Consider the following 13733-nt stretch of genomic DNA (forward strand, 5'->3'; position numbering starts at 1 on the left):
TGTACATAAGTGCATTGACGTGCAGTGTGTACGTTCCGTACGGTCCGAGCTTACTCCGAGTTGGCCCCGCCCCTACCGCGGTGGCCGACGACTGGCTCACGGCCGGCGACGTTTGCCGGCGAAGCGCATGAGGGAGAGCGCGCGATGACACGGATCAAGGGTGCACGGATCAAGTGCGGTGCGGTACTGACCGTGATCGCTGTGCTTGCCGGGTGCGGTACCGGCGCCGACGCCGGCGGCGAAAGCGAGGACGTGACGGGCGGCATCAAGGCCGGCCAGATCGACGCCAACCAGGCCACGGTCCAGGACGGCGGCACGGTCACCTACTCGATAGAGGTCGATGTCAAGAACTGGAACATCCTGCACGCCACCGGTGACGTCTTCGGCTACCGGCAGGCACTCAACCCGGTCCTGCCACATGCGATGATCTCCATGCCGGACTTCACGATGGCGAAGAACGACGCGCTGCTGCTGGACGCCAGGATCGTGAAGGAGTCGCCGCAGACCGTCGAGTACAAGATCCGGCCGGAGGCGACCTGGTCGGACGGCACGCCGATCACGGCTGAGGACTTCAAGTACACCTGGCAGGTCCAGGACCCGAAGCAGTGCCCGGCCTGCCAGCCGGCCAGCACGGCCGGGTACGACCAGGTGGCCTCGGTCACCGGCGGCGACGACGGCAAGACCGTCACGGTCACGTTCAAGAAGACGTACCAGCCGTGGCGGCTGATGTTCCCGCACCTGCTGCCGGCGCACATCGCCACCCAGCACGGCGACCTGGCGGCCTCGTTCAACGACTTCCTCACCGCCACCGTGCCGACCTGGTCCGGCGGCCCGTACCTCATCGACCAGTACGTGCCGAACCAATCGGTCACGATGAAGAAGAACCCGAAGTGGTACGGCGACGGCCCACGCCTCGACCAGCTCATCTTCCGGATCCTCACCGACGAGCGACAGGCCGTGACAGCCATGGCCAACAACGAGATCCAGGTTGTCGTGCCGCGCCCCACCCTCGACCTCGTCGATCAGCTCAAGGGCATCGGCAGCGTCACCACGACGCTGGCCTCCGGGCTGCTCTACGAGCACCTGGACATCAACACGGCGCAGCCGGCTCTGTCCGACCCGGCGCTGCGCCGCGCCGTCTTCACCGCGGTCGACCGGCAGGCGATCGTCGACAAGACGATCGGGCAATTCGCCGCGAACATCAAGCCGCTGGGCAACCGCAACTTCATGCCGGAGCAGATGCTCGACGGCGTCGACGCCTACGTGGACAACGTGACCGACAAGGGCCTGGGCGGCGGGGAGATCGACGCGGCGAAGAAGATCCTCACCGACGCCGGGTACGTCATCGGGAACGGCGGGCTCACCGACCCCAAGGGCCGGCCGGTCCCCACGCTGCGGATGCGGTACAGCAAAGGCAACCAGCTCCGGCTGGACACCTCGGTACTCGTGCAGAACCAGCTCAAGCAACTGGGCATCACGCTCCAGCTCCAGGAGACCGACAGCCTCGGTACCACGGTGAACACCGGTGACTACGACCTGATCGTCTTCGGGACCAACCTCGACGTCATCCCCACCGCGACCGCTCAGTCGGTGTTCGGCTCCAAGGGAAGCCACACCGGGTACAAGGATCCGGAGATCGACGGCTGGCTCTCCGACGCGGCCCAGACGTTGGACCCGAAGCAGGTCGTCGACCTGCTGAACAAGGTGGACGCGCGGATCAGCGACCAGGCTGTGACCCTTCCGCTGTACCAGATGCCGACGCTGCTGGCCTATCGCAGCGATCTGGGCAACATCCGGGTCAACCCAACCCGTTTCGGCACCAGTTACAACGTCCAGGACTGGGGTGTCAAAAATGCCGACTGACCGTCGGCCGAGCCGGGAGTTCGTCGTCGAAGTCCCGGCCCCGGCCGTGGAATTCAACGAGGTGTACCGCAACTTCGTCGGTTCGGCCGGTTACTTCGTCGCCAACAACATCTACAGCCGGCTGGTCGTGTACGACACCGGTTCGCCCGCCGCGTTCCCGGACCTGGCCGAGCACTGGGAGATGGCGCCGGACGCCCGTACCCTGCGTTTCCATCTCAACCGCCACGCGCGCTGGCACGACGGCCGGCCGGTGACCGCGCACGACGTCGCCTACACCCACCTCACCGCGCTGGCCGAGGGGTACCACGCGGCGGCGTTCCTGCGCGATGTGGAGGACATCGAGGTGCTCGGCGAGCACACCCTGCGGTACGTGCTGCGCCGGCCCAACGCCGGGTTCCTCGCCCAGCTCGGGAACCTGGTGTTCGCCCACGTCCTGCCCCGGCACCTGTACGAGGGCACCGACTGGGCCACCAACCCGCACAACCAGCGGCCGATCGGGTCTGGACCGTTCCGTTTCGCGGAGCACATACCCGGAGAGCGGGTCGTGCTGGAGGCGTGGAAGGACTACTGGGGTCCGCGCCCGCAGCTCGACCGGGTGGTGCTGGACATCGAACCCGACCTCGACGAGGCGGTCCGCAAGGTGGCCGACGGCCGGGCACACTACCTGGTCCAGGACGTGCTCACCTTCCCCCGGCTGCACCTGGCGGAAGGCAGCACGACCGCGTCGGTGTGGCGTAAGCGAGGCCCCGGCATCGCGGTGCTCGGCTTCAACCACACCCGGGAGCGCTGGCGCGACCGGCGGGCGCGGGCCGGCGTGGCGCACGCCGTGGACCGGCGCCGGCTGGAGCCGCTGGCCGATCCCGGCTGGTCCGAGCCGTACGCGCACTTCCTGCCGCGCAGCGCCGACTGGGCGTACGCCGCCGACGCGACCGCGCCCGGCTTCGACCCGGCGCTGGCCGGCCGGTTGCTGCGCGAGTCCGGGATCGTACCCGCCGACGGCGGCCCGCCGGTGTTGCGGCTGGTGTACATGAAAACCTTCACCGGGCACGCCGGTATCGCCGCCGCACTGGCCGAGGACCTGCGCGCGGTGGGCGTGGACGTGGAGGTCGCCGGGCTCGACTCGCCGACCTGGTCGCGCGAGGTGGCCCGGGACGCGGACTTCGACCTGGCGATCAGCGGCGGCAACATGATCCCGGACCCGGAGATCACCGCGAGCCGGTTCGAGACCGGCGGCGGGCGCAACCACACCCGGCTGTCCGACCCCGAGGCCGACGCCTGCTACGCCGCCGCCCGGGCCACCCCCGACCAGGCACGGCGCGGTGAGCACTACCGGGAACTGCAACGGGTCTGGGCGCGCAACGTGGACTGGGTACCGCTGTTCTGGTACGCGGCCTACTACCTGCGCAGCGACAGCTTCTTCGGCTGGCCCGACCAGGTCGGCTTCCGGGTGCCGTTCTGGCACTGGGGCCGCATCCGGCCTATCACCCACTGACCGCCGTTTCCCATCCGAGATCCGGACACCCCATAAGTAAGAGGAGAGGGACTTGGACGAGTACATCGTCGTCGTACCCGTGGACGCGACCGAGATCAACGAGTCGTACCGCAACGTCGTCGGAGGCGCCGGCTACTTCGTCGCCAACAACATCTACAGCCGGCTGGTCGTCACCGAGGTCGGCGGTGCCGCGTCCTACCCGGACCTCGCCGAGCACTGGGAGTGCCTGGACGGCGGGCAGCGCTGGCGGTTCACACTCAACCGGCACGCCCGCTGGCACGACGGCCGGCCGGTCACCGCGCACGACGTCGCCTACACCCACCTCACCGCGCTGGCCAACGGATACCACGCCGCCTCGTTCCTGCACGGCATCGCGAGCATCACGGTGCTCGACGACCACCTGGTCGAGTACGTGCTGGAGGAGCCCAACGCCGCGTTCCTCACCCAGCTGGGCAACTTCGCCGCCACCCACGTGCTGCCCAAGCATCTGTACGAGGGCACCGACTGGGCTCTCAACCCGTACAACCAGCGGCCCGTCGGGTCCGGGCCGCTGCGGTTCGCCGAGCACGTACCGGGCGAGCGGATCGTACTGGAGAAGTGGGACGACTACTGGGGTCCGCCGGCCGGCGTCGACCGTGTCACCCTGCTCATCCAGCCGGACCTCGACGAGTGCGTCCGGATGATCGCGGACGGCCGGGCGCACTACGCGCCGCAGGACGTGCTGACCATGAAGCGGCTGCCGCTGGCCGGGGGTTCGGCACACGCCACGGTGTACCGCGAGCGTGGTCCGGGTGTCGCGCTGTTGAGCTTCAACTACCGTCAGGAGCGGTGGTCCGACCGCCGGCTGCGGCTGGCCCTGGCTCACGCGGTGGACCGCGAGCGGCTGCGCCGCTTCGCCGAGCCGGGCTGGTCGGAACCGTGGGCGAACTTCTTCCCGGGCAGCAGCTTCGCCGTGGCCCGGGACGTGACCGCGGTGGGACATGACGCCGCGCAGGCCGAGAAGCTGCTCGACGAGGCCGGATACCCGCGCGACGCGGACGGCCGGCGGATGTCGCTGAAGCTGTACTACATGGCCACCTTCGACGGGCACGGCGGCCTCGCGGCCAGCGTCGCGGAGGATCTCGCGGCGATCGGCGTGCACGTCGAGTTCGCCAGCCTCGACTCCGAAACGTGGAGCCGTCAGATCGCCCAGGCGGGCGACTTCGACCTGACGATCAGCGGCGGCAACATGATGCCCGACCCGGACATCACCGCCAGCCGGCTGGCCACCGACGGGCAGCGCAACCACCTGAAGTTGTCGAACCCGGACGCCGACGCCTGCTATGCCGCCGCCCGGAGCACCATCGACCGGGACGAGCGGACCGCGCACTACCGGCGGCTGCAGGAGGTGTGGGCGCGCGACGTCAACATGATCCCGCTCTTCTGGTACTGCATCTACCTGCTACGCAGCGACGAGTTCTTCGGGTGGGCCGACCAGATCGACTTCCGGGTCCCGTTCTGGCACTGGGGCCGGATCCGGAAGATCACCGGCGGCGAAGGCTAACGGGTAACGGGCGCGGAGATTCCTCATGGAGATCTTGGGCTTCGCCCTGAGGCGGCTGCTGGCCGCCATCCCGGTGCTGCTCGTGTCGACATTCCTCATCTTCCTTGCAGTCGCCGGGTCGGGTGACCCGCTGGCCGAGCTCCGGGAGCGTCAACCACCGGTGCCGCCGGAAACGATCACCGCTGAGGAAACACGGCTCGGGTTGGACCAACCCGTGCTGGAGCGGTACTGGCACTGGCTGACCGGAGTCGTCCAAGGCGACTTCGGCCCGTCGGTCAACCGCAACGCCCACATCGGTATGGAGATCGGCACACGCCTGGGCATGACCATGCGCTTCGTGCTCATCGCGATGCTGATCGCGGCCGTGCTGGCGATCCTGGTCGGGGTCGTCAGCGCGGTTCGCCAGTACTCCTGGCTGGACCATATGTTCACCTCGGTCGGCTTCCTGTTCCTGGCGATGCCGTCGTTCTGGCTGGCGATCCTGCTCAAACAGGGCGGCATCCAGTTCAACCGGGTGACCCACACGGAAACCTTCTACATGATCGGCGACAGGTCGGTGCCGCCACCGCCCGCCCTCGGCGCGCAGATAGCCGACATCGCCGGGCACATGATCCTGCCGACCGTCACCCTGGTACTGATCCATTTCGCGGTGTGGAGCCGGTTCCAGCGCTCGTCCATGCTCGAGGTCCTCAACAGCGACTACGTCAAGCTGGCCACCGCCAAGGGACTGCCGCGACGCACGGTGCTGCGCAAGTACGCGCTGCGCACCGCGCTCACCCCACTGATCACGATCATCGCGCTGGACTTCACCGCGGTGTTCGCCGGCGCGGTGATCACCGAGACGGTCTTCCAGTGGCGGGGCATGGGCGACTACCTGCTGTCGTCCATCAACGCGCGGGATGTCAACGCCGTGATGGCCTGGCTGCTCGTGGCGGCCCTGGCGGTGGTGGTGTTCAACCTGCTCGCCGACATCCTGTACGCCACTCTCGACCCGAGGATCCGTCGTGTCCGCTGAATCCTCACCGACGCCCGCGGCCGGTGCCGAACCCGGCCAGTGGCGCACCGTCATCGCCCGGTTCCGCCGGCACCGGCTCGCCGTCGTCGCGCTCGTGGTGCTCGTGCTCGTCACGCTGTTCGCCTTTGCCGGGCCGACGCTGTGGCACTACCGGTACGACCAGATCACCCCGGACAACTCGAAGCCGCCGTCGGCGACCCACCCACTGGGTACCGACGCGCTCGGTCACGACCTGCTGGCCCAGGTGATGCGCGGTACCCAGCAGTCGCTGCTCATCGCGCTGAGTGTGGCCCTGGGCGCGGCCCTGATCGGTACCGTGATCGGCATCGTCGCCGGCTTCTACCGAGGCCGCGCCGACGCACTGCTGATGCGGACGGTGGACCTGTTCCTCACCGTCCCGACGATCGCGGTCGCCGCTGTGCTCGGGCACAACTTCGCCGGCGAGAGCGGCTGGTTCCTCATCGCCGCGGTGCTCGCCGCCCTGATGTGGACCACGGTGGCCAGGGTGGTCCGGGGGGTCGTGCTCGGCCTGCGGGAACGCGAGTTCGTGGCGGCCGCCCGCGCGCTCGGCGCGTCCAACGTCCGGATCATGGCCTTGCACATCCTGCCCAACGTCGCCGGCCCGATCATCGTGTCGGTGACCGTTCTGGTCGCCGGCGCGGTCCTCGCCGAGACCGCGCTGTCGTTCATCGGCTTCGGTGTCCAGCCGCCCGACACCTCGCTCGGCCTGCTGATCGCCAACGCCCAGTCGGCGGTGGGTACCCGGCCCTGGCTGTTCTACTCGCCGGGTGTGGTCATCCTGCTGATCGCCCTGTCGATCAACTTCGTCGGGGACGGGCTGCGTGACGCGCTGGACCCGGCGCAGACGAGGGGTCCGCGCCGGCGCCGGTACCTGGCCCGGCCGGCGCGGCGCACCGACGCGACACCCGATGAGGTGTTGCTGTCCATCCGGGACCTGAAGGTGGTGTTCGCGGCCGACGGCGGCGACGTGCCGGCGGTCCGCCGGCTGGACCTGGACCTGAGCCGGGGCGAGGTTGTCGGCCTGGTCGGGGAGTCCGGCTCGGGCAAGTCGGTCAGCGCCGCCGCGATCATGGGTCTGTTGCCGCCCACCGCCACGGTCAGCGGTTCCATTCGCCTCTCCGGGGAGGAACTCGTCGGGCTGGCGGAGCCGCGGTACCGGCGGCTGCGCGGCCGGCGCGTCGCGATGGTGTTCCAGGACCCGATGTCCTCGCTCAGCCCGGTGCACACCATCGGCGACCAGGTGGCCGAGGCCGTCCGGGTACACCAGGGTTGTTCCTGGGCCGCCGCCCGCGACCGGGCCGCCGAACTACTGGACGTCGTCGGGGTACCCGACGCCCGCAACCGGCTGCGCGACTACCCGCACCAGTTCTCCGGCGGGATGCGCCAGCGGGTGGTGATCGCGATGGCGATCGCCAACGACCCGGATCTCATCATCGCCGACGAGCCGACCACCGCGCTGGACGTGACCGTACAGGCGCAGGTGCTCGCGGCGTTGCGCGCCGTCCGGGAACGTACCGGGGCTGCGATCCTGCTGATCACTCATGACCTGGGGATCGTGGCCCAGATGGCGGACCGGATCGCGGTGATGTACGCGGGCCGGCTGGTGGAGACCGGTACCGCCGCCGATGTCTTCGACCACCCCGCCATGCCGTACACCCGCGGCCTGCTGGACTCGGTCCCCCGGCTGGACCGGCCCGCCGACGACGAGCTGTGGGCGATCCCCGGCTCGCCACCGACCATGACCGCGTTGCCGGCCGGCTGCGCGTTCGCGCCCCGCTGCGCGATCCGTACCGCCGAGTGCGCCGAGAGCGAGCCCGACCCGCGCCCGGTGTCCGCCGGGCACCACGCCGCCTGCCTGCACCTGACCGTCGAAAGGACGTGACGCTGATGCCCTCTCCCCTGCGTGGCACCGCCGGGCGGCGCGAGCTGTTCCGCTACCCGGTGCTGACCGGCCTCGACGGGCCGGACGTCGCCATCCACGCCCGCGTGGTCACCGGTACCGCGGACGGGCCGACGTTGACTCTCGACGTCGGGTTCGTTGTCGGCCGGCCTCGCCGGAGCGCGTCGTGACCGGCGAGGAACTGCTGGCGGTCGAGGGAGTGACCAAGCACTACCCGATAAGCCAGGGGCGGATCATCAAGCGGCCGGCCGGCGTGCTCAAAGCGGTCGACGGCGTGTCCTTCGAGTTGCGGGCGGGGGAGACGCTGGGCATCGTCGGCGAGTCCGGATGCGGCAAATCGACCCTCGCGAAGCTGCTCGTCCGGCTGGAGCAGCCGACCGGTGGGCACATCCGGTATCGGGGTACCGACATCGCGGCGTTGCGCGGGCGGGAACTGCGCGACCTGCGCCGCCAGGTGCAGATCGTCTTCCAGGATCCGTACTCGTCGCTGGATCCCCGGATGACGGTCGGCCAGATCATCGCGGAGCCGTTCGCGGTGCACCGCGAGTCGGCGCCCGCCGACCGGCGCCGCCGGGTGCGGGAGCTGCTGAAGACGGTCGGGCTCAACCCCGAACACATCGACCGGTACCCGCATCAGTTCTCCGGCGGACAGCGGCAGCGCGTCGGCATCGCACGTGCCCTCGCGCTACGTCCCGATGTCCTTGTATGCGATGAGCCGGTGTCCGCGCTGGACGTGTCGATCCAGGCTCAGATCATCAACCTGCTCCGGCAGCTACAACGCGACCTCGGGCTGGCCTACGTCTTCATCGCGCACGACCTCGCCGTGGTGCGGCACATCTCGCACCGGGTCGCGGTCATGTACCTGGGGAAGATCGTGGAGATCGGCACGGCGGCCGAGATCTTCGAGCGACCGGCACACCCCTACACGCGTGCTCTGTTGTCCGCCGCGCCGGTGCCGGATCCGCACCACCGGGGTGAGCGAATCATCCTGCGCGGTGATCCGCCAAGCCCGGTGAAGTCGCCCAGCGGCTGCTCGTTCCGTCCCCGGTGCTGGCAGGCCGTCGACGCCTGCGCGGAGCGCCCACCGGCGTTGGCCGAACTGAGCACGGGACACTCGGTGGCCTGCATCCGGCAACCGGCCTCTGGCGTTCGCGCGTTCGACGACTGATCATGTGTTGATCGCGTATTCGATCGTGCCGAAGAACGACCCGGCCGTCGCCTGTCGCCGGGAGGTCACGAACGGTGCTCGGCGCCTGCGACAGGCCGGTGTGCGACCTGTGGGGCCGCTGTCGGCCGCCCCGGCACGCCCCACGCCGTCGAAGAGACGCCCGGACCGTCCCGGGGCGGCGGCCGTCACATCTCGCGCAGGCCGTCGAAGAGGTCGTCCTCGTGGTCGGCGGCGGCGACACGGCTGGATCGGCGGACGAAGGACTCGTGGGAGAGGGCCCGCTGCTGGGCCTCCTCGGGCATGCGCAGCAGGAAGATGCTGTCGCCCTGGCTGGCGTGCGCCCGCAGCGCCTTGCGCTTGCGCTCCACGTGGGCGGTCACGTCGACCACGGTGGTGATCTGCTCCTGCGGGGTGCCGAAGTCCGGGGGCAGTCCCTGGTCGTCGGGGGCGGCGCCGATCGAGCGGAGGTAGGCGAACAGCTCGGCGATCCGCTCCCGGGGCACGGCGGTGTAGTAGATCTTGTCGGGAATGCCGGTGGCCTCGGCCGCCGCCATGGTGATGCGGTGGGCCTGGATGTGGTCGGGGTGGCCGTAACCGCCGTTCTCGTCGTAGGTGACGACGACCTGCGGGCGGTAGCGCTCCATCAGCGCGGCCAGCCTCGCCGCCGCCTCCTCGACGGGGACGTTGGCGAAGGCGTCCCGCGCCTGGTTGCCCTCCCAGCCGTCCATTCCGGAGTCCCGGTAGCCGAGCAGTTCCACGTGGGCGATGCCGAGATGGGCCACGGACTCGTTGAGCTCCTCAAGACGGCGGGCGCTCACCGCCGCCTCGTCGTGCCCGGCCTCCCCGGGCTTCACCCCGCCGGGGCCGTCGCCCTGCTCACCGTTGGTGCAGGTGACCAGGACGGTGCGCACGCCCTCCTCGGCGTATCCGGCGAAGACGCCGCCCGTCCCGAGCACCTCGTCGTCGGGATGGGCGTGCACGGCCATCAGCGTCAGCTCTCGGTGCATGAATATCGACCTCTCCGTAGGGGAGGGCCACACGGCCCCGCCCACTCTACGGCGGCCTCCGAACAGACGTCGGTCCGCGGGGATGCCGAATCGCAGACCTCCCCGCGGACCGATCCGTTCAGTCCTGCAGGACGCACAGGACGTGACCGCCGGTGACGGCGTCGCCCACCCCCATGTCCAGCCGTGCGACGGTGCCGGTCTTGTGGGCGAAGAGCGGCTGCTCCATCTTCATCGCCTCCAGCACGACGATCAGGTCCCCGGTCGAGACCCGGTCGCCGTTGCCGACCGCGACCTTGACGATCGTGCCCTGCATCGGGCTGGTCACGGCGTCCGCGCCGCCCTGGGCGCCCGCCGTGCCGTTCCTGGACGGCTGCCGCCTGGGGCGCCTGGCCGTACCCGGCGTGTGGGCCGCCGAGGACGGGTACGGCCCCGCCGAGGAGGCCGCGAAGCCCGGCGGGACCACGACCTCGACCCTGCGGCCGTCCACCTCGACGACGACGGTCTCGCCCTTGGCGGGCGGGATCCCGGCCGCCGGGATCTCCAGGTACGGCTCGATGCCGCCCCGGAACTCGGTCTCGATCCACTGGGTGTGCACGGAGAAGACCCCGCCCTCCCCGTCGCGGAAGGCGGGGTCCTCCACCACGGCCCGGTGGAAGGGCAGCGTGGTGGCCAATCCCTCGACCCGGAACTCGGCGAGGGCGCGCCGGGCCCGCTCCAGCGCCTGGGTGCGGTCGGCACCGGTGACGATGAGCTTGGCCAGCAGCGAGTCGAAGGCCCGCCAGAGCACCGTGCCCTCCTCGGCGCCCGAGTCCAGGCGCACACCGGGTCCGGAGGGGGCGCGCCAGGCCGTGATGGTTCCCGGGCTGGGCAGGAAGTTGCGGCCGGGATCCTCGCCGTTGAGGCGGAACTCGATGGAGTGCCCGCGCACCGGCGGATCGCCGTACCCGAGCTCCTCGCCGCAGGCGATGCGGAACTGCTCGCGGACCAGGTCGAGCCCGGTGACCTCCTCGCTGACCGGGTGCTCGACCTGCAGGCGCGTGTTCACCTCCAGGAAGGAGACCATGCCGTCGCTGCCGATCAGGAACTCGCACGTGCCCGCCCCGACGTAGCCCGCCTCGGCGAGGATCGCCTTGGACGCGCTGTACAGCACGCGGTTCTGCTCCTCGGTGAGGTACGGCGCCGGCGCCTCCTCGACGAGCTTCTGGTGCCTGCGCTGCAGGGAGCAGTCACGGGTCGAGACCACCACGACGTTGCCGTGCGTGTCGGCCAGGCACTGCGTCTCGACGTGCCGGGGCCGGTCGAGGTAGCGCTCGGCGAAGCACTCGCCCCGGCCGAAGGCGGCCACGGCCTCCCGCACCGCCGACTCGTACGCCTCCGGGATCTCCTCCAGCGTCCTGGCCACCTTCAGTCCCCGGCCGCCGCCGCCGAACGCCGCCTTGATGGCGACCGGCAGGCCGTACTCCCTGGCGAACTCCACCAGCTCGTCCGGGCCGCTGACCGGCCCGTCCGTGCCGGGGGCGAGCGGGGCCCCGGCCGCCAGGGCGATCCGGCGGGCCGAGACCTTGTCGCCGAGCTCCTCGATCACCCGGGGCGGCGGACCGATCCAGGTCAGCCCGGCGGCCAGGACCGCCCTGGCGAAGTCGGCGTTCTCCGCCAGGAAACCCCAGCCGGGGTGGACGGCGTCCGCGCCCGACCGGACGGCGGCCTCCACCACCTTGCCGATGTCCAGGTAGCTCTCGGCGGCGGTCTCGCCGCCCAGCGCGAACGCCTCGTCGGCGACCGTGACGTGGAGCGCGTCCCGGTCGGGGTCGGCGTAGACGGCCACGCTGGCGATGCCCGCGTCACGGCAGGCCCTCGCGACACGGACCGCGACCTCGCCGCGGTTGGCTATCAGAACCTTGCGCACTGGCTCAGCCTCTCTGCAACGGCCCGCGGTAGGCGGGACCGGCGATCCAGAACGGCTTCCTGACGGGCGGGCGCGCCTTGTCACGCGTGTTCCTCCGGGCCAGGAGGAACGTGACGACCATGGCCGCGAGTTCCTCGTCCGAGGGCTTCCCGCGCACGACCAGGAACGGGTGGTCGGTCCCCATCACATCGGGGGGTTGCCGTGCTTGCGCTGCGGCAGGGTAGAGCTCTTGGCGCGGAGTACGGCCAGCGACCTGGCCAGCGTCGCCCTCGTCTCACGGGGGTCGATCACGTCGTCGACCAGGCCGCGCTCGACCGCGTAGTAGGGGTGCATGAGCTCCTCGCGGTACTCCGCGATGCGCTCGGCGCGCCTGGCCTCCGGGTCGGGCGCCGCGGCGATCTCCTTGCGGAAGATCACGTTGGCCGCGCCGTCCGCGCCCATCACCGCGATCTCGTTGCTCGGCCAGGCGAACGACAGGTCGGCGCCGATGGAGCGGGAGTCCATCACGATGTACGCGCCGCCGTACGCCTTGCGCACGATGATCTGGATCCGGGGGACGGTGGCGGCGCAGTAGGCGTACAGCAGCTTGGCCCCGTGCCGGATGACGCCGCCGTGCTCCTGCCCGGTCCCGGGCAGGAAGCCCGGCACGTCGACGAACGTCACCAGCGGGATGTTGAAGGCATCGCAGAACTGCACGAACCGGGCGGCCTTCTCCGAGGCGGAGATGTCCAGCACGCCGGCGAACGACATCGGCTGGTTGGCGACGACGCCGACGACGTGACCCGCGACACGGCCGAGCCCGCAGACGATGTTCGTCGCCCAGCCCTCGTGGAACTCCATCAGCTCGCCGTGGTCGACCACCTCGGCGACGACGTCGCGCATGTCGTAGGGCCGGTTCGGGTCGGCGGGCACGATGTCCAGCAGCGCCTCGCACAGCCGGTCGGCCGGGTCGTCCGCCGGTGCCTCCGGCGGGAACTCCTGGTTGCTCGCCGGCAGCAGCGACACCAGGTGGCGCACGTCCTCCAGGCAGGAGATCTCGTCGTCGCAGACGAAGGTGGCCACCCCGGTCATCGTGCCGTGGACCCCCGCCCCGCCCAGCTCGTCGTGACTGACCTTCTCGCCCGTGACCGCCTCGACGACGTCGGGCCCGGTGACGAACATCTGGGCGGTGTCGCGGACCATGAACACGAAGTCGGTGAGCGCCGGGGAGTAGGCCGCCCCTCCCGCGCACGGCCCCATGATCACGCTGATCTGCGGGATCACCCCGGAGGCCCGGACGCTGCGCTGGAAGATCCCGCCATAGCCCGCCAGGCCGGTCACGCCCTCCTGGATGCGGGCGCCCGCACCGTCGTTCAGGCCGATCAGCGGGGCGCCCGCGGCATATGCCATGTCCATGATCTTGTGGATCTTCTGGGCGTGCGCCTCTCCCAGTGATCCGCCGAAGATGCGGAAGTCGTGCGCGTAGACGAACACGGTCCGGCCGTCGATGGTCCCCCACCCGGTCACCACGCCGTCGCCGTACGGCCGTTTGGCCTCCATCCCGAAGCCGCTCGCCCGGTGCCGGCGCAGTCCCTCGACCTCGGTGAAGGAGCCGTCGTCGAGGAGCAGGCCGAGCCGCTCCCTGACCGTCATCTTGCCGCGGGCGTGCTGCTGCCTGGTCGCCTGCTCTCCGGGGCCGAGCCGGACACTCTCCTGGATCCGGGCGAGCTCCTCGGTGTACGCGCGCATGGATCGCGTCGCGGTCTCGACTTTCCTCTCTTCGACCGCCGTCATATCCGTTTACCCTTCCTATGGGAATCAGGTCTACAAATACTGTCA

General features: G+C 70.2%; 11 protein-coding genes. 7 read left to right on the forward strand and 4 right to left on the reverse strand.

All coding sequences use genetic code 11. The annotated features are described in order from the left end of the window. The first annotated feature begins 144 nt into the window (after positions 1-144). From AB0N02_RS28880 to AB0N02_RS28910, 7 genes are read left to right on the forward strand one after another with little or no spacing between them, the layout of a single operon-like run. Entirely contained in the window at positions 145-1863 is a 1719-nt protein-coding gene (locus AB0N02_RS28880; RefSeq protein WP_363952811.1) for an ABC transporter family substrate-binding protein, read from the forward strand. After that, positions 1853-3355 (forward strand): ABC transporter substrate-binding protein, encoded by a 1503-nt coding sequence (locus AB0N02_RS28885; protein WP_363952813.1) that lies wholly within the window; start codon positions 1853-1855, stop codon positions 3353-3355. The genes AB0N02_RS28880 and AB0N02_RS28885 overlap by 11 nt, the downstream gene beginning before the upstream one ends. Positions 3356-3407: 52 nt before the next feature. Beyond that, the gene (locus AB0N02_RS28890; protein WP_363952815.1) at positions 3408-4898 is read left to right on the forward strand and encodes an ABC transporter substrate-binding protein; all 1491 of its coding nucleotides are present in this window, start codon (positions 3408-3410) and stop codon (positions 4896-4898) included. Positions 4899-4923: 25 nt separating this feature from the next. Then, positions 4924-5913 (forward strand): ABC transporter permease, encoded by a 990-nt coding sequence (locus AB0N02_RS28895; protein ID WP_363952817.1) that lies wholly within the window; start codon positions 4924-4926, stop codon positions 5911-5913. Further along, a complete protein-coding gene (locus AB0N02_RS28900) occupies positions 5903-7816 on the forward strand; it encodes a dipeptide/oligopeptide/nickel ABC transporter permease/ATP-binding protein (RefSeq protein WP_363952819.1) in 1914 nt (637 codons plus the stop codon). The genes AB0N02_RS28895 and AB0N02_RS28900 overlap by 11 nt, the downstream gene beginning before the upstream one ends. A 5-nt stretch (positions 7817-7821) precedes the next feature. Continuing rightward, entirely contained in the window at positions 7822-8004 is a 183-nt protein-coding gene (locus AB0N02_RS28905) for a hypothetical protein (RefSeq protein ID WP_363952821.1), read from the forward strand. Next, the gene (locus AB0N02_RS28910) at positions 8001-9002 is read left to right on the forward strand and encodes a dipeptide ABC transporter ATP-binding protein (RefSeq protein ID WP_363952823.1); all 1002 of its coding nucleotides are present in this window, start codon (positions 8001-8003) and stop codon (positions 9000-9002) included. Before AB0N02_RS28905 ends, AB0N02_RS28910 begins: the two co-directional genes overlap by 4 nt. 185 nt (positions 9003-9187) lie before the next feature. Here the strand turns inward: AB0N02_RS28910 and AB0N02_RS28915 are convergent, their stop codons facing one another. The 4 genes from AB0N02_RS28915 to AB0N02_RS28930 all read right to left on the reverse strand — a co-directional run bounded on the left by AB0N02_RS28915 (position 9188) and on the right by AB0N02_RS28930 (position 13688). Continuing rightward, complete coding sequence (locus AB0N02_RS28915; protein ID WP_363952825.1) at positions 9188-10009, reverse strand: PIG-L family deacetylase; 822 nt, start codon at positions 10007-10009, stop codon at positions 9188-9190. Between the two features lie 118 nt (positions 10010-10127). Further along, entirely contained in the window at positions 10128-11915 is a 1788-nt protein-coding gene (locus AB0N02_RS28920; protein ID WP_363952827.1) for a biotin carboxylase N-terminal domain-containing protein, read from the reverse strand. Positions 11916-11919: 4 nt separating this feature from the next. Next, positions 11920-12099, reverse strand: coding sequence for an acyl-CoA carboxylase subunit epsilon (locus tag AB0N02_RS28925; RefSeq protein WP_363952829.1), 180 nt, complete (start codon positions 12097-12099; stop codon positions 11920-11922). Beyond that, complete coding sequence (locus AB0N02_RS28930) at positions 12099-13688, reverse strand: acyl-CoA carboxylase subunit beta (protein ID WP_363952831.1); 1590 nt, start codon at positions 13686-13688, stop codon at positions 12099-12101. The genes AB0N02_RS28925 and AB0N02_RS28930 overlap by 1 nt, the downstream gene beginning before the upstream one ends. Positions 13689-13733: the final 45 nt, after the last annotated feature.

This window comes from Streptosporangium sp. NPDC051022, assembly GCF_040683035.1.
Taxonomy (GTDB): domain Bacteria; phylum Actinomycetota; class Actinomycetes; order Streptosporangiales; family Streptosporangiaceae; genus Streptosporangium.